Annotated in this window: 20 protein-coding genes and 3 pseudogenes; 14 read left to right on the forward strand and 9 right to left on the reverse strand. The window is 58.8% G+C overall.

The features are described from left to right. Positions 1-38 precede the first annotated feature (38 nt). Together F9288_RS08885 and F9288_RS08890 are read left to right on the forward strand one after the other, a co-directional pair. Positions 39-584, forward strand: coding sequence for a hypothetical protein (locus F9288_RS08885; protein ID WP_174836284.1), 546 nt, complete (start codon positions 39-41; stop codon positions 582-584). A gap of 104 nt (positions 585-688) precedes the next feature. Beyond that, on the forward strand, positions 689-1177 hold the full coding sequence (locus tag F9288_RS08890; RefSeq protein ID WP_217482609.1) for an AraC family transcriptional regulator: 489 nt from the start codon (positions 689-691) through the stop codon (positions 1175-1177). Here the strand turns inward: F9288_RS08890 and F9288_RS08895 are convergent. The 3 genes and pseudogenes from F9288_RS08895 to F9288_RS08905 form a co-directional block, all read right to left on the reverse strand. Further along, entirely contained in the window at positions 1168-2031 is an 864-nt protein-coding gene (locus tag F9288_RS08895) for a nucleotidyl transferase AbiEii/AbiGii toxin family protein (protein WP_174836285.1), read from the reverse strand. The two genes, F9288_RS08890 and F9288_RS08895, sit on opposite strands and share 10 nt — an antisense overlap. Further along, positions 2028-2720, reverse strand: coding sequence for a hypothetical protein (locus F9288_RS08900; protein WP_174836286.1), 693 nt, complete (start codon positions 2718-2720; stop codon positions 2028-2030). Before F9288_RS08900 ends, F9288_RS08895 begins: the two co-directional genes overlap by 4 nt. 135 nt (positions 2721-2855) lie before the next feature. After that, positions 2856-3772 (reverse strand): annotated as a pseudogene (locus F9288_RS08905) (HEPN domain-containing protein). Positions 3773-3918: 146 nt separating this feature from the next. On the opposite strand from F9288_RS08905, the gene F9288_RS08910 reads away from it, so the two are divergent. The 6 genes from F9288_RS08910 to F9288_RS08930 all read left to right on the forward strand — a co-directional run bounded on the left by F9288_RS08910 (position 3919) and on the right by F9288_RS08930 (position 10247). Further along, positions 3919-4140 (forward strand): hypothetical protein, encoded by a 222-nt coding sequence (locus F9288_RS08910; RefSeq protein ID WP_174834733.1) that lies wholly within the window; start codon positions 3919-3921, stop codon positions 4138-4140. A gap of 948 nt (positions 4141-5088) precedes the next feature. Further along, on the forward strand, positions 5089-7470 hold the full coding sequence (locus F9288_RS08915) for an RHS repeat protein (RefSeq protein WP_174836287.1): 2382 nt from the start codon (positions 5089-5091) through the stop codon (positions 7468-7470). Continuing rightward, positions 7467-8255, forward strand: a complete 789-nt coding sequence (locus tag F9288_RS22125; protein ID WP_254621191.1) for an RHS repeat-associated core domain-containing protein — start codon at positions 7467-7469, stop codon at positions 8253-8255. The genes F9288_RS08915 and F9288_RS22125 overlap by 4 nt, the downstream gene beginning before the upstream one ends. A gap of 9 nt (positions 8256-8264) precedes the next feature. After that, positions 8265-8606 carry a hypothetical protein gene (locus tag F9288_RS08920; protein ID WP_174836288.1) on the forward strand — a complete coding sequence of 114 codons (342 nt, stop codon included), beginning with the start codon at positions 8265-8267 and terminating at the stop codon, positions 8604-8606. A gap of 89 nt (positions 8607-8695) precedes the next feature. Then, positions 8696-9526: an RHS repeat-associated core domain-containing protein gene (locus F9288_RS08925; protein ID WP_302675332.1), complete on the forward strand. Its 831-nt coding sequence runs from the start codon at positions 8696-8698 to the stop codon at positions 9524-9526. Positions 9527-9965: 439 nt separating this feature from the next. Further along, entirely contained in the window at positions 9966-10247 is a 282-nt protein-coding gene (locus F9288_RS08930; protein ID WP_174836289.1) for a transposase, read from the forward strand. Positions 10248-10359: 112 nt separating this feature from the next. Here F9288_RS08930 and F9288_RS08935 read toward each other — a convergent pair whose 3' ends face one another. From F9288_RS08935 to F9288_RS08945, 3 genes are read right to left on the reverse strand one after another with little or no spacing between them, the layout of a single operon-like run. After that, the gene (locus tag F9288_RS08935; protein WP_174836290.1) at positions 10360-11274 is read right to left on the reverse strand and encodes a HEPN domain-containing protein; all 915 of its coding nucleotides are present in this window, start codon (positions 11272-11274) and stop codon (positions 10360-10362) included. Between the two features lie 12 nt (positions 11275-11286). Further along, positions 11287-11688: a type II toxin-antitoxin system VapC family toxin gene (locus F9288_RS08940; protein ID WP_174836291.1), complete on the reverse strand. Its 402-nt coding sequence runs from the start codon at positions 11686-11688 to the stop codon at positions 11287-11289. Next, complete coding sequence (locus F9288_RS08945) at positions 11685-11942, reverse strand: type II toxin-antitoxin system Phd/YefM family antitoxin (protein WP_174836292.1); 258 nt, start codon at positions 11940-11942, stop codon at positions 11685-11687. Before F9288_RS08945 ends, F9288_RS08940 begins: the two co-directional genes overlap by 4 nt. Before the next feature lie 120 nt (positions 11943-12062). On the opposite strand from F9288_RS08945, the gene F9288_RS08950 reads away from it, so the two are divergent. Next, positions 12063-12584, forward strand: a complete 522-nt coding sequence (locus F9288_RS08950) for a hypothetical protein (RefSeq protein WP_174836293.1) — start codon at positions 12063-12065, stop codon at positions 12582-12584. Between the two features lie 3 nt (positions 12585-12587). On the opposite strand, the pseudogene F9288_RS08955 reads toward F9288_RS08950, so the two are convergent. Beyond that, a pseudogene (locus F9288_RS08955) lies at positions 12588-14063 on the reverse strand (conjugal transfer protein TraG); the annotation flags it as partial. Between F9288_RS08955 and F9288_RS08960 the strand changes: the two are divergent. Then, entirely contained in the window at positions 14038-14625 is a 588-nt protein-coding gene (locus F9288_RS08960) for a hypothetical protein (RefSeq protein ID WP_174836294.1), read from the forward strand. The pseudogene F9288_RS08955 and the gene F9288_RS08960 sit on opposite strands and share 26 nt — an antisense overlap. 224 nt (positions 14626-14849) lie before the next feature. On the opposite strand, the gene F9288_RS08965 is transcribed toward F9288_RS08960, so the two are convergent. Further along, positions 14850-16148: a hypothetical protein gene (locus F9288_RS08965; protein ID WP_174836295.1), complete on the reverse strand. Its 1299-nt coding sequence runs from the start codon at positions 16146-16148 to the stop codon at positions 14850-14852. A 47-nt stretch (positions 16149-16195) separates the two neighbouring features. After that, complete coding sequence (locus F9288_RS08970) at positions 16196-16681, reverse strand: MarR family winged helix-turn-helix transcriptional regulator (protein WP_174836296.1); 486 nt, start codon at positions 16679-16681, stop codon at positions 16196-16198. Positions 16682-16948: 267 nt separating this feature from the next. On the opposite strand from F9288_RS08970, the gene F9288_RS08975 reads away from it, so the two are divergent. From F9288_RS08975 to F9288_RS08990, 4 genes and pseudogenes are all read left to right on the forward strand, one after another. Next, positions 16949-19165: a TonB-dependent receptor gene (locus tag F9288_RS08975; RefSeq protein ID WP_174836297.1), complete on the forward strand. Its 2217-nt coding sequence runs from the start codon at positions 16949-16951 to the stop codon at positions 19163-19165. Between the two features lie 59 nt (positions 19166-19224). After that, positions 19225-20238, forward strand: coding sequence for an MBL fold metallo-hydrolase (locus tag F9288_RS08980; protein WP_174836298.1), 1014 nt, complete (start codon positions 19225-19227; stop codon positions 20236-20238). A 237-nt stretch (positions 20239-20475) separates the two neighbouring features. Beyond that, positions 20476-20760, forward strand: coding sequence for a hypothetical protein (locus F9288_RS08985; protein WP_174836299.1), 285 nt, complete (start codon positions 20476-20478; stop codon positions 20758-20760). 49 nt (positions 20761-20809) lie between these two features. Continuing rightward, a pseudogene (locus F9288_RS08990) lies at positions 20810-21119 on the forward strand (IS481 family transposase); the annotation flags it as partial. Positions 21120-21173: the final 54 nt, after the last annotated feature.

Consider the following 21173-nt stretch of genomic DNA (forward strand, 5'->3'; position numbering starts at 1 on the left):
GTCGGAAAGGGAAATGGGAGTGCATGACCAGGATAATCGTGTTCAATCTGTTCTATGCCGCCTCGTGCGTGTACGCGCTCGTTCGCGGCGGCGCACCGGAGCGGATCGGCGCGGCTATCCTGGTTGCCGACTTCGAGCTTAGCCTTCTGGTCGTAAAGCCGATCGCAAGTCGCTTCACCGGCGTGGAGTGGACAATGTTCGCGGTCGATCTCGGCGCCTTCGGCGCGCTCTATGCTCTCTCGCTTTTCACCACCCGCTACTGGCCGGCGTGGATGGCGGCATTCCAGGGTTGCGTCGCTCTCTCGCATATCGCGGGATTTCGGGGCGAGATCGCTCCCTGGGTCTACGGTACTGTCGTAGCGGCATGGGCTTATGCCATGCTCGCCATCCTTGCGGCCGCAACCTGGCGTCACCAGCGCCGCCTCCTGCGCTATTCGATCGATCCCGCCTGGGTGTGGCATTTGCCCGAAAGCTACCGATCGGGCGCGCCCGTCGAGGAACTGACTCTTGTCGTGCGCCCGCCATTCCTCGCTCGACGCCTCGTTCGGTCCGTTCTGATGGTCCGCGCTCTTGTAGGGCGCTGAGCCGGAACCCGAACGCGACAGCCCGCTCATCCGGGACCGGAATCGATACCTGTCCGCATCGGAGGTCCGGCGTCAGGGCGACGCGTCGATCCGGGAGACGTCCAATGATCCGCACGCCACGGCGGCGCCTGCACAATCTGATGGGCGAAATGTCAACGCCCGCGTCCGCCCGTCCGCGGCACGCCGCGTTGGTGGCGCGCTGCCTCTGCCTTGAGCCGCGCGACGATGAACGACCGCGGCGACCAACCGCGGGACTTTCTCCGTGGCAGCAGCGAGCGGCCAAGAAGCTTCTCTGCGATCACCTTTCGGACCCTCTCGATGTCGGTACGATCGCCGAACTGCTAGGGGTCTCGCGCAGTCACTTTATCGATGCCTTTGCCAATTCCACCGGAAAGACGCCCTATCAGTGGCTCATCCTCCTGCGTGTCGAACGAGCGCGGGAACTCCTTCTGTCGAGCGAATTGCCGCTGGCCGAGATCGCGCTCGCATGCGGCTTCTACGATCAGAGTCACTTCAACCGGACCTTCGTTCGCACAATTGGCACGTCGCCCGGACGCTGGCGTCGTCGCGCGATCGGCTATCGTCAGCCGTGAAGAGGTGGCAGTGGCAGTTTGTCCAGTTTCGCGAGGAAGAACCGCCGGCTCCACAAATCGAGTGATTTGAGTTCTGCGGGGCGCAGGAAACGCCGCACGTCGTTGGCGGCAGCTTCCCAGTCGATTTTCGCGATCGTGCTTCCCAGCGCCTCATTCAGCCATGCCGTATCGACGGCGAGATATTCCGCGCCCGCCCACGGACCAGCCTGGATGAGGGCGGTGCGCAGCAGCGGCAGGTTGGGCGCAACCCCTTTGGCGACATACCAGGAGAAATCGAACCAGTCTCTTCCCTTAAGAAAACCCCGGCATAGCAGGGCATGAATCTTGAGCGCGAAATTGGACGGCAGATCCTGGTGCCGAATCTCGTGGTCCGCCGGGAAATCGAGATAGGTCGATGCCGCACCAGAACCCGCGGGGGGATTGACGTCGATCTCGAGCTTGATCCGGATCGTCTTCGGTTTGCCGGCGCCGGCAAACGACAAATCGAGCTGGTTCGCGATGGAATCGTTCTTGATCAGCGCCTGGCGGATTGCCGTATCCATCCTCACCCTGGGCAGTGCGTCGAGCTTCAGCCCAAACTGGCCGAATACCGCGGTCAGCGTCTTGAGATAGGGCGTCCATTCGAAGGCGAGGTCAGGGGTTCGCAGCAGGAAATCGAGATCTTCCGAGAAGCGCGGCAGCCCATGGAGGGTGCGCAGGGAGGTGCCGCCCTGAAAGAGCGCGACGTCGAAGAAGTCCCCGCGCCAGAGGGCGTAGAGCGCGATTTCCTGAAGGATCTCCTTGACGGCGTTCTCTTCTTCGAGCGCGTTGGCGGCCTCGTACCGGCGCAGTTTTTCCTGGATGATGTCGATCACTTGCGGACGTCACCTTCCTGGCCGTCTTCACGGTTCCTCGCGATTTTCACAGCGCGCTCCAGCGCCGTGAGGAAGGTGTTCACCGCCTTGTGTTTATAGACCGGTTTCAGCTTGGCGAAATCCTGCCGATGGAGCTCCAGCAGGCTCTCCTCATCGATCCGCATGCCTTGGGTAAGCCACTCGATCCCTGCCCATTGTTCCTTTCGCAGGGCGACCAGATCCAGGAGGGCCCTCAGCGGCTGTGCGACAAAGGCCGTGAGCTTGCCCATTTCCACCCGATCGACCCCGGTTAGAAAATGATATTCCGCGATGGCGAGAGGGTGGAAACTGAAGGAGCCGAAGTCCGGCGTTTCAAAGCGCAGCGTCTTGCGGCCAGGAGACACGCTCGCGGTCGCGAACACCGCTTCGGGAATCCAGCCATGATGGGCCAGTGCGCTTTCAAAGGAGACATAGCTACCCGGCACAAGGGCCTGGGCGACGGGGAAGGGATGGACGGCTCCGCTGCGGTAGCGCCTGCCCAGCATATACGTGCCGCGCTTCACGCGAAGCAGGGAACCATCCTTGAGCGCGCGGTTGACCAGTCCGTAACGCCGTGCATCGCCGCCGCCCAGCAGATTGCCGAGCTGACGCTCGCTGAGGATGCGATCGGCCAGACCCGCTTCCGCGACCTGTTGCGCAAGAGTGGACATGAAATTCGTGATACTTCCAATATATGAAAGTTTCTAGAAATTTCTACTCCGTCACCACCTGCGATCGATGGCGAGGCTGTCCTGCAAGTGCCTGGAGGTCCGGCTGGCCGCCCGTTGATGCGGGTTGATCGGTCGTTATCGGTCGGCGGCTTTCCGCAGCGCCTCGATCCGTTCCGTGCAGATTGAGTGGACCAAGCGTCCCAATTCCTCGATCTGCTCGGCGAGCCAACTCAGCTCCTCTTCGCTGATCCGGTAATGTTTCGAGTAGCGTGCCTTCACATAGGCATCCTTCAGCTTCTCGAAGCGCGCGCGTTCCTGCCGATTTGCGCGGGGCCAGGCGTGGAACAGGCGAGGGGCGGCGCGTTCCGCCTGGGTGCGAAGGAAGGCGAGGTTGTGCACGTGCGGCGTGTAGAAGGTCATCACCAGCAGGACGCAGTGATACAGGCGCTCGGTCGTCTGGTGTAGATCGAACGCAGCGTCCTTCAGGTAACCCTTTTCGAGCGCGATCTTAGCCAGATCGAAGCGCTTCATCGATCCGGGAAACCAATCCTCGAAATACTCAACCACCATCGCGAGCGCCTGTTCGGGCGTCTTTGGTTTCGGCGTCAAGAGTTCGCTGTCGTCGGCCTGGTAAAGCGCGATGCCGTCGCGAGCCACGTCCATGAAGAAATAGCGGCCATGGGCGAGGCCGTCGTTCACCTCCTGCAGCGAATGGACAATGAAATTGACCGGCGTCCTGAGGGTGCCGGTGATCGCGCGCTCTCGTGTCAGGCGCTCCTCGGCGCGTTCCCCATAGGCGACGCGGTCGGTCAGTTCCTTCTGGTTGACGATCACCAGCAGGTCGAAATCGGACTGGTAACCTTTTGCTGTATGCGGCTCATCGACCCAGCCGCCGCGCGCATAGGACCCGTAGAGGACAACCTTCAGTACCCGACCCAGCCGGCTGTTGCCTGACCGCTCGCGTCCTCGAATTCCTCGAACAGGATCTGGACGACGCGCCGCAGTTCGCGCTGCTTGGCCGCCGGGAGTGATCGAGTTCGGTCCCTGAGCATAGCTGTGAGTGCCGGAAGCGGTAAAGCTGTATATTAGAACGCTAGCTAAATAGAGATAATCATCTCGTTTGAGGACAAACATTAAATGGTTGTGGGATGATCGTTACTGTGCTGCACTTACCATCCAACGACTCGCAGGAGGGGGCATGATGCAGTTGAAGGTGGCGGTCATTGCCGGGGCAGGCCTACTCGCAATTGCGGGCGCAACTGCGTTGCTAGCAACAGAAGCGATTACCTATACTTACGACGCCAAAGGCCGTGTGGCCAAGGTGGTGCATTCCGGCACTGTCAATAATGGGGTGACGACCGAATACACCCATGACAAGACGGATAATCGTACCCGCGTGAAGGTGACCGGCGCGCCCTGAAGAAGTGTTGACACAAACTTAAATTGACTTTTACAGGCAGGGGATGGGGAAATGGCTGAGTACGCTCAAACCGGGCGCGTACGTGCGCGCCGCGCGCTGTTCATTGTATCATCGGCATTGTGCTCGAGTCTGGCTGCTCCCGCGCTTGCCCAGTCGACCCTTCCAGCGCCATTGCTTCGATCGACCATAGATACCAATAACGTCGATCTTGCCAGCGGAACTCTGCAATTGTCTGGTGTGGATGTAGCTATCGGTGCAGGACACGCAACATTGTCAAATATCATGTATTGGAGAGGCGGTCTTTCGTGGCAATCATCGTTTGATATGACATTGGCGAGCGGCGGAAATTCGATCATATTATATTTGAATGATTCGAAAAAGACATATACGTTATCTGGGTCTATTTATATATCGGATCAGCAAGATGGCTCAACTATAGCCGCCGGTGCAACAAATTATACATACACAGCGTCTGATGGGACTTCAATAATATTTGATAAAGTTGCTGGAGATTTATACGCTCCGGCGAGTAAAATAACAAATCCAGATGGATCTGTTATAAATATAACATACGAATTGGCAACATTCGTAATATATTATGCCGGATATCCGCTAACCACTAAATATTCAAGAGTCACTTCGGTGGAAAATTCTGACGGATATCGTTTGAATATACAATACGTATATCCCATTACAACTATTCCAGTAGAATGGGCCGGTCGTGCTATATCCGGGGTGACGTCGGTAAATACAAAAACAGGAAGCGCGGGACCATCGGCAAACTATTCATACTCACCATATCCTCAGACGGCGACATCCATAACTGCGACGGATGCAGGTGGGCACACAACCGCTTATAGAATGAGCACTAAACAGGAGATTTTGGGGGTAAAGCGACCCGGAAGTGCAAGCGAAGATGTCACACTAACTTACGATACATCATCAAGAGTGACGAGTCTGACCAACGCGGCGGGGACGACAAGCTACAGTTATGCTGACAGCGGATCGACGCGCACCACGACGGTGACCGATCCGCTGGGGCATGTCGCGACATATGTTTTCAACATGAACATTTCGCAAATGACCTCGCGCACCGATGCAACGGGCAAGGTGCTGACACGACAATACGACAGCGCGGGTCGACTTACCAAAAATATCGCACCTGAGGGTAATTACACCCAATATACCTACGACGGCCGTGGCAATGTCACGGAACTGCGGCAGGTAGCCAAAGCGGGTTCGGGTTTGGCCGACGCGGTGAGCACGGCGGGCTATGATGCGACCTGTTCCAGCGCGGCGAAGTGCAACAAGCCGAACTGGACGAAGGACGCGAGCGGCAATCAAACGGATTATACTTATGATCTGGTAACCGGGAACATCCTGAAGGCGGAGGCTCCGGCGGCAACCCCGGGTGGCGCGCGGCCTACCGCGACCTATAGCTATACCACCGTCAACGGCGCGCAACTGCTCTCCAGCACCTCGACCTGCTCGAACGCCGCAACGTGTGTCGGGTCGGTCAGCGAGTCGAAGACGAGTCTGGGCTATAATGCGAATGGCTTGCCGACGACGGTCACCAGACAGGCTGGCGACGGCTCGGTGGTGGCGACCACGACGCTTGGCTATGACAATGTCGGCAACGTCACCAGCGTCGATGGCCCGCTCTCCGGTACCGGAGACACCGCCTATTATCGCTACAATGCCGATCGCGAGGTCGTGGGAGTGATCGCCCCGGATCCCGATGGCGCGGGATCGCTCAAGCGGAAAGCGCTCCGCAACACATATGATGCCAAGGGCCGGGTGGTCCTTGCCGAACTCGGCACGGTGACCGACGCGAGCGATCCGGCCTGGACGGCATTCACACCATCCCGGCAGGTCGCGACCACCTATGACGGCGTGGATCGACCGCTCAGCCAGACGGTGAGCGCTGGCGGCACGGTCTATGCGGTCAGCCAGAACAGCTACGATCATCAACGTCTCGACTGCACGGCGACGCGGATGAACAGCGCCGCGTGGGGATCATTGCCCGCTTCCGCGTGTACATTGCAGGCGACGGGCAGCGCCGGGCCTGATCGCGTCACCAAAATCAGCTACGACAATGCCGATCGCCAGACGAAGGTGACCACCGCCTATGGCACGGCGGAGGCTTCCGACGACGTAACCGTGAGTTATACCAGCAACGGCAATCAGGCGACGGTCGCCGATGCCAACGGCAATGTGACCTCATACGCCTATGACGGGTTCGACCGTCTGTCGCGGACGTGCTTCCAGGTGACGACGAGCGCGGCATGCGCGAGCACGCCGGGAGACTATGAGCAGCTTGGCTATGACGCGAACGGCAATGTGACGAGCCGGCGGCTCCGGGACGGCAAGTCGATCGGGTTCGGCTATGATGCGCTCAATCGCCGCACGTCGATGACCTTCGGCAATCCGGTCGATGTCTCGGATTCGAATGTCGCCTATGGCTACGACCTTCTTGGCCGTTTGACGCTGGCGCAGGACGTCAATGGCCATAAGACGGGATACAGCTATGACGCGCTGGGACGCGGAACGAGCGAAAGCGGGGCCTGGGCGACGCTTTCGAGCCAGTATGATGTCGCCGGCCGCCGGACCCGCCTGACCTGGGATGACGGCTTCTTCGTCACCTATGAATATGATACCACTGGCAACATGACGGCGATCCGTGAGAATGGCGGGTTCCTGCTCGCCAGTTACGGCTACGACGACCTCGGGCGTCGCGTTTCGCGGACGCTCGGCAATGGCACGTCGACGAGCTACGGCTATGACGGGGTCTCCCGCCTGACCGCGCTTAACCTCAACGGCGCATCCCAGCCGAATGCGATGACGTTCGGATTCAACCCGGCGGGGCAGATCAGTTCGCGTACGACCTCGAACGACGGTTTCGCATGGACCGGGGCGGCGAACGTCGATCGCCCCTATACCGTCAACGGCCTCAACCAATATACTGCTTCGGGAAGCGTGACCCCGACTTACGACGGTCGCGGCAACGTGACCTCGGCAGGTGGCTCCGCCTATCTCTACAACAGCAAGAACCAGCTATCCGGCGCGAACGGCACCTATATCTATTATGATCCTGCGGGCCGGATCGATCAGGTGACGCAATCGGGCCTGGCATGGGACTGGGATGGCAGCAGGCTGGTGACCGAGCATCAAGGCGGCGTGATCGCGAACGGTACGTGCACGGTGCCGGCGTGGATGAGCCGATCGTCGTCTATAGTGGCGCTGGTACCGGCAGCCGCACCTGGCTCGACGCCGATGAACGTGGCTCGATCGTCAGGATCACCGATGACGCTGGTAACGCGGTCGCGGTGAACAAATATGACGAATATGGCATTCCCGCGAGCGGCAATAGCGGGCGGTTCCAGTACACCGGACAGATCTGGCTTCCGGAGCTTGGATTCCAATATTCCAGGGCCCGCATGTACTCGCCTACCCTCGGCCGGTTCATGCAGACCGATCCCATCGGCTACGCCGACGGCATCAACTGGTATAATTACGTCGGTGGAGATCCCGTCAATAGGAGCGATCCGAGCGGATTGGAAGGAATTCCGGATGTAGTTGTAACCGCAAACAGCCCTAGTACATTCGGCATGGATAATGGATACAATTTTTTACTTCCAATTTTCGTCTCGAGAGTTGAATATGGACTGAAAACAAATCTAGATGTACAAAAACTCGTTGAAGAACATAAAAATGACAAACCGCCTCAAAAAGAGGCTCAGAAAGATGATGAGATCGGGCCAGATATTGTAGTGACTGCAATTGGAGCTGGCCCAAAACCCACGCCAAACTTTCTACCTCCGACGAATTCGCCAAGGTTTCCACCTGCAAATTTACCGCCTGGGCGCATAAGGGTCATGCCTCCTACGGAGCAGTATCCAAATGGATACTGGGTTCAGACGAACGAATTAGGGCAACCTGTTGATCCGTCTACAGGAAAACCGCCGGCAAACGTGACTCGCGCTCAAGCTCGTGCTCAGACCCATGTCCCATTGCCGGCAAATACGCCTAGGAATTATTCTATACCTACAAATCTAAGCGTACTAGGTATACTCTGTTTCGCCGTTGGGATTTGCAACCCAACGCCGGCTTACTGATGGGGCTACATGTATAAGATATCCGAAAATAACGTTCCCGTCTTTTTGATTGGGAGAGATCTTATCCAAGTTGGTCTTGGGCTTAACGATGTTGTTATGAATTTTGATAACAATTGCTCTATGACTATCATGTCTATCGATAGGTTTTCCGTGGAAAATAAGGATTTATTAGAAAGTGTTGTATCATTCGATGGAAAGTACATAGGGAAGGCGGTAAAAAAAGTAACGATAGGAGATCAATCTACCTTCTTCCTAACATTTGATGGGGGTGGCGTTGTTACGGTGGCCGATGATAGCGAGGACTACGAATCTGTTATCTTGCGGCATGGCAGCAGGACTTACTCAATATAAGGCACTCTCGGCGATGGCGTTGATATAACCGGGTTTCTCGACACTTTCCGATTGCCAACCTCACGATCCTGACCGGCGCTGCGACGACGATCAACCGCTATGACGAATACGGCATCCCGGCTGGCGGCAATGTCGGACGGTTCCAGTATACCGGCCAAACCTATATTCCCGAAATCGGCCTCTATTACTATAAGGCGCGCATGTACTCGCCCACCCTCGGCCGGTTCATGCAGACCGATCCCATCGGCTACGCCGACGGACTCAACTGGTATAATTATACCAAAGCCGATCCGGTGAACAACGTTGATTCCACTGGGACTCAGTCGAGGTATGTCTGCTCGGGTATAGATGACGGCAGCCCTCTAAATTGCTGGTATCAAGATGATGGATTGGATGGCAGTAGTTGGTTGAGTGGAGGATTTCCTTCTTGGCTCTATGATGGTGAAAATGGAAATCCAGGTGAGGGTGGCACGGATACAGCGCCAAATCAGCAGCTGCAGAATGATAAGCGCAACTGTGAGCGTCCTCGCTCTTCGCTAGGTGATGTTGCGGATATTGCAGGACGGGTTTCGGACGCGACGGGTTACGGAGCTCTGGTGTCCCTCGGCCTTGGCGTCGCGACCTCCGAAACTGGAGTTGGTCTTGGCTTCATTCCCGTTGCCGGCTTTCTTGGCCTCGTCTCAGCCGGGGCGGGAGCGGTGCAAGCAACCGCCCAGTATTTCGACGGCAACAAGCGGGGCGCCGCTGCTACTGCGCTCGGTGTCGGAGTTGGTCTGGCGGTTCCCAAGGGTGTCAGCGGCGCGATCAACGCAGGCAGGCTCTCGGGAACGGCTCGGATGTTGGCGACGCCGGAACGCTTAGCTCCTGAGGTGTATGGCACCCGCGCAGGCTCAGTTGCGCCAATCACTCTTTGTAATTGAGGGGCCGTTGATGTTAGAGACTCTACTTATATTTTTTGTGTTATCTTCGGGTGTTTATTGGGCACCACAGGTCTTGCTCACAACATCCGGATCGGAACATTTAACCGAGGCAAAAGCTAGAAGGAAGGTTTCCCTTCACCGCGTATTTTTTCTGTTGCAGGCGGCCTACCTAGTGATAACATTGTGGGTAGCGAACTGGGTCGAAGCTCCTCCAGAAAAGAGATTAACGATTAGCTTAGTTGCCCTCATTCCAATTGTTATAATATCAATGATTCAGCTTTATAATGTTACGAGGCGGTAATAGCCGCAAAAGGAGAACTTGGCCTGCACGAATGTCAATCGGCACGGGATATTGACCCTCGATTGGAGTGGGCCCCTTGGGGCGGACAGGATGGCTGAGCGGGATTGACCGGGTGGTCGGGCTTTTGGAGGATAGCCGATGCGGACACACCGATCCCCCAGCGTCGAGTTCAAGCGCCAGGTCGCGCAGGAGTTGCTCGGCGGGGAGACGCTACACGGTTTGGCGAAGCGCCACGACATTTCGCGCAACCTGATCCGCGTTTGGGTCGAGAAGTACGAAGCCGGCGGGCTGGATGAGGACGCGCGAGCCGCCGACCTTGTCCAGGAATATGAGGTACGCATCGCCGCGCTCGAGCGCCTCGTTGGCCGTCAGGCCCTCGAGCTGGAGTTTCTAAAAGGCTCCTTGCTGATGGTTGGTTGAAGTGATGCCAACATGTCTGGGGGCATGCACCCAGACATGTTGGCCGGCGATCTCGGCGGGGGTCTTCCCGCCCGGCTGTGAGGCTTCATGCGAAACAGGGCGCGTGGTGCTTTCAGACAGCTCGCCGCAATTCCTCGATGCGGTCCGTGCATGTCGAATGTACCAGGCGTCCCAATTCCTCGATCTGCTCGGCGAGCCAGCGCAGCTCCTCTTCGCTGATCCGGTAATGTCTCGAGTAGCGTGCCTTCACATAGGCGTCCTTCAGCTTCTCGAAGCGCGCGCGTTCCTGCCGGTTTGCGCGGGGCCAGGCGTGGAACAGGCGAGGGGCGGCGCGTTCCGCCTGGGTGCGGAGGAAGGCGAGGTTGTGCACGTGCGGGGTGTAGAAGGTCATCACCAGCAGGACGCAGTGATAAAGCCTTTCCGTCGCCTGATGGAGGTTGAATGCGGCATCTCGATACTCGCCCTGCGATATGCAGAACAAAAAGATTTTCTGTGAGCTTGTTGCGAGCGGAAACCACTCCTCAAAATATTCGATCGCCAACGCCAGCGCCTGTTCGGGCGTCTTAGGTTTCGGTGTCAAAAGTTCGCTGTCGTCAGCCTGGTAAAGCGCGATGCCGTCGCGAGCCACGTCCATGAAGAAATAGCGGCCGTGGGCGAGGCCGTCGTTCACTTCCTGGAGCGAATGGACAATGAAATTGACCGGCGTCTTGAGCGTGCCCGTGATCGCGCGTTCGCATGTTAACCGCTCCTCGGCGCGTTCCCAATAGGCAACGCGGTCGGTCAACTCCTTCTGGTTGACGATCACCAGCAGGTCGAAGTCGGACTGATAACCTTTCGCCGTGTGCGGTTCGTCCACCCAGCCGCCGCGCGCATACGAACCGTACAGGATGACCTTCAGGATCCTGCCCATGCGGCGATTGCCGGTGGCCTGGCCATTCGCGTCCTCGAATTCCTCGAACAGGATCTGGACGACGCGCTGCAACTCGCGCTGCTTGGCTGCCGGGAGGTGGTCGAGTTCGGTCTTCATCGAGCGTTCTTGTTAGCCCACGCTGCCGCCGGCGCGCGCATCCCCGACATCCGTTTTCGAGAAATCCTCACCCACGAAGAGTAGCGGGCAATCGCGGTCCATGGCGATTTCGTAGGCGAAACAATCGCCGAAATTGAGCCCGGCCGGATGGACGCCCTTGCCCCAGCGACCATAAGCGTCCGCCGTTCGTTTCGCCGAGCCAGGGGTCACTGGCGCCACATCGAGGCCGAGGCCGTCAAGCAGCAGCGCCGCTTCCTCGCCGACATTCCGACGGCCGGCGACGATCAACGTCTCCGCGAGCGTGCCGGAAGAGATGACGATCTCATCTTCCGCTTCGATGACGGCGATACAGGAATCCGCCTCGGACTCGTTCATCAAAATCGCCATGATCGCCGAGGTGTCGATGGCGATCATTCAGGCAAGCCCTCCTCGCCATAGAGGAAATCCTGGCTCCTCGCGGCGTCTGGGCCAGCCGTCACCTTGCCTGCGGCCGCTGCGCGCAGGGTTTCGAGGAGCCTCCGGCGCGATTCCCGGGTCACGGGCGATCTCACAGGCACCAGGCGCACCGCGGCCTGGCCGTGACGGGTAAGGATGATCTCGTCGCCGGACTCTGCGCGCCGGACGAGCTCGGTGAGCTGCCCTTTGGCGTCGGAGACGGAAATCTGCATTCTGTGACCTCGGAGCTTGGCGATGCGCATCGAGCGAAATGTGGACTATCTTGTGGTCCATTTCAATTGGTGAGATGCCGATCCCGCAAGAATTGCGGAAAAAGTCCGGTGGAGGGGGAGGTGGCGAGGAAAGTGGGAATTTCGTTCTCCGCTAATTGTGCTAGGATTGAGCCGGAAAGCACCACTATGTCGGAATCTCGTCACGACCCGATCCGCCCGGCGACGGAGCGCGAAGAACCCGAAATCCACCTCTCGGACTATTTCTGGCGTCCGCGGTGGGTGAAGCTTTGGTGGGCCAGTGCCGCGCTGGTCTGGATCGGCGTGGTCCTGCATTCGTGGCGTTTGATCGAAATGCCCTTTGACCCTGAAGGCGGATGGCAATTCTGGGTGACGATGGCGTTTCACCCGTTCTTCATCGTGCCGGTTCTCGGCTACCGACTGGCCTGGGCGTGGCGCCGTGACAAGGCGCTTTTTCCTTGGGATTCCGGCTATTCAGGCATGACGGAGGAGGACGACCCTATCGAATGCCTCTATGGCGGGCCCCGGATTGGTTTTCACCGACCGACCCATCTTTCCTATATGTCGGACCCGATGGATGTTAGGTCGCCCCTAAACCCCGCGAACCCGAGCAACCTTCAATAGCGGCTAGCGTTTCTTGAACTCGGCATCGCCATCCCAGAAACCATGGTCACTATCATCGGTGTGGCGGCCCGTCGCCAGAATCGCTCGTTGCTCAATACTAGTGATAGGCGCTGACCAATCGCTGATGCCGCGTCCAGAGGAGGATTGTTGAAGGTAGCGGTTCCTAAGGCCATCGGGCCCGAGAATCTGACGGCTAAGTTCGGTGGAAAATGCTCGGGCGGGGTCATGAGATTTTGATGACACGCGTTCCGCACGGGCGATTGCTTCGCGCACGTCATAATTGACGATATCCATCGTTGCAGACACGTTTGTGGATATATTCCCCATATCAGTGCTGCTCACCCCAATCTGTACCGCGGAACTTCCACTGTACCCCGCCGGGGTCTCGGCCGCATCGGCGGTTGCAGGTGCCCGAGATCCGCGTGATTTCCCCCCGGAGATATGGCCGCCGACCTCCGTTCCTTGCGTCATTTGATGACCAGCACCTCGCGTAATCGAGCGGCTCCAGCCGGACTGGATCATGATCGCCTGCACATCGCGTTGGAGCGTATCGGCGACCTGGGGTTTCAGCCGCCAATTGCCGTTACGATCCATCTCGAAGCCGCCCCGCAGCCAGTTCTCCATCTGGCGGTGACCTTCGGCGCCACCACCGAGGAAATGCTCGATCGTGTCCGGGCCGGCCTGCTTGCCGGCCTCGAACCGCGTGCTGGTATCGCTGCGCGCCGATTGCTGGAAGTTTGCGCTGCTCGACACCAGCAGGTCATTGTCGGCGAAGCTGAGGCGCGCGTGCCCGCCATTGGCGAGCGCCCCGAACTGGCTCTCGTTGATGAACCCGGCGCTGTGGAACTGCTCGGCCTGCGCGGGTGTCAGATTCAGGCCGAGGTCGCCATTCTGCGCCAGCGCCAGGTCCCGCTTCGACATGGTGATGCCGTGGCTGCGCAGCAGGCCCTGCATCCGGGTCAGCCGTTCCTTCGCGACGATGCCGGTGATCCGTTCGTTGCGCGCGCGATCGGCGATCCCAGCCGAGCCTCCTTCCGACATGTCGACCTGGTTGCCGGCTGTCCGGCTCAGCGCCTGGATGAAGCTGTCGAGCCGCGCCGCCCCGCGTGTCGACACGCCGGCGGCCGACGCGCCCTCGGCAAACCCGAAGTTCTCGGACTGCCGGCGCTGTTCGCCGATCCGCGCTGCCGAGCGCGTCCCGCTGGTGCCGACCTCGCGCTGGGCGTCGAGCTTCCCCGACCGCTCCGCGAAGTCGTAGCCCGCCGCCTCGCGCGTCCGCCCATAGACGCTGGTGCCCTCGCGCGCGGCTTCGGCCGTCGCCCCGTCCGCTGTGCCGACAGACGTCGCCGCATTGTATCGCGCCAGGGCCCGCTCGACCTGCGCCTCGTTGCGGCCAGTGGAATGCGCGAGCTGGGTGATGGCGGTGCTGCGCGCTTCGCCGGAGAGCGCGTTGATGAAGGAGATCCGGCGCGCGGTCTCGGCAGCTTTCGTACCAGGCCGCGGCCTGATCGCCCTTCGCATCGATGATCAGGACAACTCCTCCCGCTTCTGCCGCGACCCGCAGGCACCGCCGGCCAGCCGCAAGCAGGAGCTGCCCACCGAGACCATGCCCGTGCAGATCCTTGTCCGTGGCGAGCCGGGCAAGCAGGAAGCCTTCGACGTCATGGCGCGGCCGGACCTTGGATACAATTGCCGGAATGCGGCCATAGCCGATCGAGGCCGGCGCGAGGCTGTAGAACCCCAGCACCCGGTTCGGATGAAGATTGTCGATCGCGCAGAATGTCTTGGCGCCGCCCGTCTCGTGATTTTGCCGCGCGTGCCTGGCGAGGAACGTGTTCAGGCTGGAGTCGCCACAATCGAAGTTCTTCCGGTAGTGCGATTTCGCGACCGGCTCCTCGTGCCATTCTGGAAGGGTCATCAGGAATGGGACAGGGCAGCGGCTGCGGCCCGCAACTTGCTGTTGGGAGCGGGCGGACTCTCGAGAAGGTCCAGCACTCGGTCGTCCGTCAGCCAGTACAGGTCGCTCACATGCCGTCTGTGAGATCCAAGGATAGCTGCCGTATGAAAATGAAGCGTCGCGCCCGATGCCGCTCAATTCTGGCAAGGGGCTGCGGCGACGCACGATGCGCTCAGTCAACATAGGAGATGACAATCGGATTCCGATTGCAGCCCTGACGGTCATTGATTTTTGCGGAGCTATCCCTGCTGACCGGCGTCCAACAATGACGCCGATTCGCAGGGCGGCGAAGGGGAGAGCCCCAAATATCAAAAGATATAGCTATTGGGCTCCAGCCCGATCAGCGCGCGGCCGAGAAGTTCATTTGCGCCGTCAAAATCATAGACAATATGGCTGGCCATCACGTTGACGTCACGAAGCGCACGTTGAATCGGATTGTTGAGCATGTGCGCGCTGGAACCCGCCCCTTCGGCAATGAGGCGAATGGCGCTTTGGCAAAGGTTCATCGCCAGCGCTACCTGCGCTCTAAGCGCGATACGGTCTTCATCGCAGACCGGATTTGAGCGCGCCGCCAGTGCAACGTTGCGGCGCGCTGTGTCGCGTAGAATCATTTCGGCGGTGGCAACCTTTGCGCTTGCCTCGCCGAGGCGCATATGCGCCGCCGGCTTCTCATCCTGCTTGATCGTGGTGCCGACCAGCGTTCTGACGCCGATGCGTTCCTTGAAATGTCCGATCGCTGATCGCGCGACGCCCACCGCGCCGATCGCCGCTGTCACGGCCTGGAATGGCGCCATGGGCATCCGGTAAACCGGATTGTGCGCATGCAGCGTCGATCCCGGCCCGGTGGCACTACGCATTTCCGCCATTTCTATCACGCGATGCGCCGGGACGAAAACCTGCTCGCAACGAATGTCGTTGCTACCGGTGCCGATCATGCCGTCGACGTACCAGGTGTCGATCACATCCACCTCGCTTGCCGGCAGGGCCAGCAAAAGCGGCTTGGGCGGACTCACCTCCAAATCGACTCCGACGACCATCACCCAGTCAGCGTTCATGATGCCGGTGCCCCACTTCCATTGCCCCGACAGGAGATATCCATCGGCCACGGGCTGGGCGACACCGGGTGGGTTGGTCGCTCCTGGCGCAATCATATAGGGAAAATCGCCGCCGAAGGTTTCCTTCTGAAATTGTTCGGAAAATTGCGCGAACATCCAATTATGCTCCACGCAGAACGCGGTTACCCAGCCGGTCGAGCCACACGCTTCGGCGATCGGCAGCATCGCATCGATGAATGTATCGACGCCGAATTCCAGCCCGCCATATCGCTTGGGCACGAAATGATAGAAGCAGCCTGTTTTCCGAATGGCATCCCAAACCGCATCGACAGGTTTGCGCGACTGCTCGCACTCAAGCGCGTGACCGGCGATAAGCGGCTTCAGCGCGGTGGTGCGACGAACCAACTCTTCGGGGGTCAGCGCCTCAAGTTCTTCGCGCGTGAGCCAATCGTCCCCCTTGGGGATGCGACGATCGGCAAGGGTTTCTACTTCCCGCGCAATAGCAACGAGACCCATAGCTCTCGACTCCCAATTCTTGATCACAGCGATCATCCGCGATGATGATTCGGGAGTCAATTTAATAAATAATCTTTCCTATTTTACTGGGGCGCCGATACGACGTCTTCGCCCTCTCCGTCCTCAAGTTGCAAGGTGGCAGGAGCCTTGGGCGGATTCCCCCAATCCTTGTTCAGAGCATCCCGCAAGGCGTTGTAATGCGCCATCCCGATGCGTTGGGCCAGTTCGAGTTCCAGATAGTCGAGTGTCCTGGCTGCCGCCCGGAAGCTTCGATCCGCCGGGCCGACGAGCCGCACAATTCGCGCCCGGGCATCCGCTGGGTCAGGCACAATCTCCACCACGCCTCGAGCTTGCAGCTCATTGAGCATTTGCCCCACTGCTTGTGGCGTAACCCCGAGGTTTTTCGCGATTCTGGATGCGCGATTCACCCCGGAAGAAATGTTCGCGATCAGCAGCGATTGCGCCCGGGTGACATTGGGTACGCCAGCCTCTTTTAATGCCGCCTGCAACCCCTCATCGAACCAATAGACAGCCGTCAAAAGCCTCATCATCAGACGCGGGTTGCTCATCTGGACGCCTCACAAGCGATGGGTTCGGATTTCACGATGCCTCGCTGTGTTTCAGTACGAACCGAGACACAAGCCTTTGCGTCGACTGTCACACGCCATATCGCCCGTTCCGCCCATCTGCTTATTCATATTTTGGAAAAATAATTGACATATTTCCCGAATGTGCAAGGTTAGCTATCTAAGAATATAATTAACCTCGATACCACCCGATTCGGTGCCTCGATCCAGAAAAATTCATCAGAAAATTGATAAAGCGGAGAGTGTGCAATGACTGACAGGACGTACTGGGCGTTGAAGATCGGCGCTGCGGCGATTGCACTGACAGCCGCCTCCACACCCGCGAACGCGCAGCAGATCGCGAATGCCCAGAGCGCCGCGCCTCCGGAAAACGCCGCTGCGCCGGAGATTATCGTCACCGCCACCAAGCGTGCGCAAAGCGTGCAAAAAGTGCCGATCTCGATGACTGTCATCGGCAGCGAGAAGTTGGCTGAATTCCAGGCGACCGATATGAAATCGATCGTCAATTCGGTGCCAAACGTGGCGATCCAGCGTGCCAATGGTAACGACGCCATCTATATTCGCGGCTTCGGCTCAGCCTCCAGCAACTTCGCCTTCGATCCATCTGTCAGTCTTTATATGGACGGGATTTACGCCGGCAAGCAGCGCCAGGCGCCCGCGCCTTTCTTCGATGTGGAGCGCGTTGAGGTGTTGCGCGGGCCGCAGGGCGCGTTGTTCGGCAAGAACACTGCCGCGGGGGCGATCAGCGTCGTGTCGGCCAATCCCACCAAAGAGATGTCTGCTGGGCTGACCGGCACCTATAATTTCGACCAGAAGGGATATCTGCTCGACGGCTACGTATCCGGGCCGGTCACCGACACGCTGAGTGTCCGTTTCGCCCTTCGTCTGCAGGATCAGGACGGTTATGTTCACAATCTTGGCACCGGGGCGTGGGATCGCCGTGACGAGATGCAGATGTTCCGCGCAACCGCGCGCTGGGAACCATCCAATTCCTTCGATACCACGCTGAAGGCCGAATATGGCAATATCAACCGTCCTGGCGGTCTGACCGTCTCATCGCCGCTAAACGTGCAACAGGATCCGGCGTATGTTCGCTATACGCAATCCAGTCCGCTCGGGCCTGACGGGTGGACGAACCAGTCGGTATTGCTGTCGAACACCGCCAACGTACATTTCGGCGAATTCACACTCACCAGCGTCACCGGCTATTCGTGGTACAGTGGCCGCGTGACCAATCTCTTCGATCAGAATACGCCGTCAGGCACGATCGTTCCGACCACGATTGAAAATTCGTATCCAGAACGATCTAATCAATTCTCGCAGGAAGTTCGACTGCTGTCGCCGACAGGTCGAACTATAGAATATGTCGTTGGAGCTTATTTTGATACCGGGAAATATTCGCTCAATGGCACAACCTATTATAATCTTCCTGGGTATCAAAAGATCATCCACACTCAATTTGCGCAAAACAGCGATACGAAATCGGTTTTTGGGCAAGTTACTATCCACCCCGCCTCGATCGTTCGGATCATCGGAAGCTTGCGCTATACCAATACGCATAAAGACGCCTCCTTCCTGGGCGATATTTTTCGCTCGCCAACTGGGGCTACATCAAGCGCGGTGGGCAAAATCGACGAGAATCACATCGATCCGTCCGCCACGATCCAGGTTGATCTCGCGCCCGATGTGATGGCCTATGCAACCTACGGTCGCGGATCGAAGTCTGGCGGTTTCGCGAGCAACACCAACGGCGCCACCAGCGCCACCTTCGCGTTCCTTCCGGAGCAATCCGAAAACTATGAGGCTGGGCTGAAATTCGCGGCGCTCAATCACGCGGTCGTCGGTAGCATTTCGGCCTATCACACGCGGTTCAAGAACCTGCAGGTGTCGGTCTATTCGCCATCGATCTCAGCCTTCCTGATCAGCAATGCCGCCAGCGCGACCGCAAAGGGGGTCGAGGGATCGTTGACGGTGCGTCCGATCCGCAATTTCGATATCTCGGCCAATGGCGCCTATCTCGATATCAAATATGGTGATTATCCCGGTGCGGCCTGCCTTGCGACCCAGCCGTCGACGTGCGTTCCGGCAACTAACAATCTCGCCGGCTACAGCCCGACTTACTCCTCGAAATGGACCGGGTCGGTGCAGGCGCACGCTCGGTTCGATCTCGCCGACTATAAGGTCGATGTGACGGGTGGGGGCGCCGGCCGAACGGGTTTTTATGACGCGGACACGCAGGATCCGAAATACGGATACCAGAAGGGGTACATCAAGTACGATCTGCGCGTGCAATTCGCTCCCACCAGCGAGAACTGGCATATCGCGCTGATCGGCAGGAATTTGTCCGACGTTCACACCGTGTCAAGCGTCTTTGTATTGCCGGCGAGCCTTACCCCCGTTGCCCGCGCCTTGAAATTCCCGGACGCACCACGTTCAATTGCTTTGGAAGTTGGCGTAAAATTGTAGGTTCTGAAAAATGGGCTGCGCGGCGTTTGCTCAAGCGCGATCATAAAATGGAGAGTATCATGCTGCCTAAGGCAACGATGACCCGCCGGGGAATACTCGGGACTGCAATGGCCGGCATGGCGGCGTCGGCGTTGCCGCTGCGGGCGGCCACTCTGACGACTGATCGCTGGATTCTGCTCGGTACTGGTGGTGGACCTATCCCCCGCAAAACGCGGGCGCAGCCAGCCAACCTGCTGCAAATCGGTGATCGCTACTACCTGATCGATCTCGGCGCCGGGGTCACCCATCAACTGACCCTGGCAGGGATCAATCTGAGCAAGATCGACGTTGCGTTCATCTCGCACCTCCATCTCGATCACTCGGCCGGCCTCGCCTCCTTTATTGCACTCGATTGGGTCGAGGCGGCGATGCGAAGGCTGCGGAGTTCGCCGGTCCCCATCTATGGCCCGCCGGGCACCCAACAGGTGGTCGAGGGCACGCTGAAGTCGATATCGATCCAGGCGAACATTTTCATGGCGGAAAGCCCTGGGGCGACGCCGCCGGATCAATGGTTCTCGGGACGGGATATCAAGCAATCGGGGCCGCTTGAAATCTATCGCGATGACGTGTTGCGCGTAACCGCGGTTGAAAACACTCATTATTCAACCATGAAGTTGCCCGAGCGCTCCTACGGTCGGGACATGTCCTTCGCCTATCGCTTCGAAACGCCCCGGCGGAGTATCGTCTATACCGGCGATACCGGCCCGAGCCCGGCGGTGGAGAAGCTGGCCATGGGCGCGGACGTTCTTGTCAGCGAAGTGATCGATTTGCAGGGCGTGATCGGGGATATCCGCCGTGCGACGACAGGCAGGAATATCGATGAAACGCCCATGATCCGCCATATGGAAATGGAGCATCTCACTCCGGAAAACGTGGGCGCGATGGCGGCGCGTACGAAGGTCAAGAAACTCGTCCTGACTCATATCGGGCTGCCGCCGAATGAAGAGACGGCCGATGAAAAATCTATGCTCTCCGAGATCAGGAAAAATTACGCCGGGCCGGTAATATTCGGTCGCGATCTGATGAGCATATAGACTGCCCGGAATGAATGGAGTCCGCCGGTCGAGGGCCGGTGCCGGCTTCCAACTGCGCAAGGTGAAAACTTCCACGAATGACCGGTTCCGGTCTGAGCAGACGTTCAGATCATGCCCGCGGAACGACTCGAACTGGTCGCTTGCTGATCAGCGGCTTCGACCGGTGCGACCTTGTGGGCGATCGGCACACTCAGCTCCGACCAAGGCAAGTGCTTCCGCATTCCTTGGCCGGCTGCGATGAGCGGCAAGGCGCAGCCACATGGGCTATCGGCGACTCTTGCCTGGTTCACTTTGCCGAAGCCGGGCGCTGTCGCCTATCGCGTGGTACGGATGAAGATCGTCGAGCCGGGCCAACTCAGCGCGGCCGGCGTGAAAGCTTGCCACACGCAGCCGGATCCTAAACAGGCCCACAAGGGGACTGTGGTGCATCGCCGCTGGGGTGGGGAAAAGGCTGCGGCGATCGCCGGAGACGGCTTCTTCGAGCTGGACGTCCAACGCGAGGTCGATGATCTAGTTGTTTGATCCCACGGTTTGATGGTGCGATCCATTCGTTGGAATGGAAGGAAGCCGTATGGGCCAGGTACGTCACGGGAGCGCCACGACCACGCACGCCGGCGGCAATACAGCGATCGCAAGCTTCGCTCGCGACGCTGAGCCGGGAACTGGGCATCAACCCGAAGACGGTGGCGAAGTGGCGTAAGCGGACGACGGTCGCGGATCTGAAGACCGGGCCGAAGGCCCCTCACTCCACCACTCTGTCTGAAGCCGAGGAGGCTATGGCTGTTGCATTCCGGCGGCACACCCTGCTGCCGCTGGATGACTGCCTTTATGCGTTGCAGCCATCGATCCCGCATCTGACCCGGTCAGCATTGCACCGCTGTCAGCCGTCGCCAAGGTGTATCACCTCTTACACTAGCTACGGCATCAGGATTTAG

This window comes from Sphingomonas sp. CL5.1 (assembly GCF_013344685.1).
Taxonomy (GTDB): Bacteria; Pseudomonadota; Alphaproteobacteria; order Sphingomonadales; family Sphingomonadaceae; genus Sphingomonas.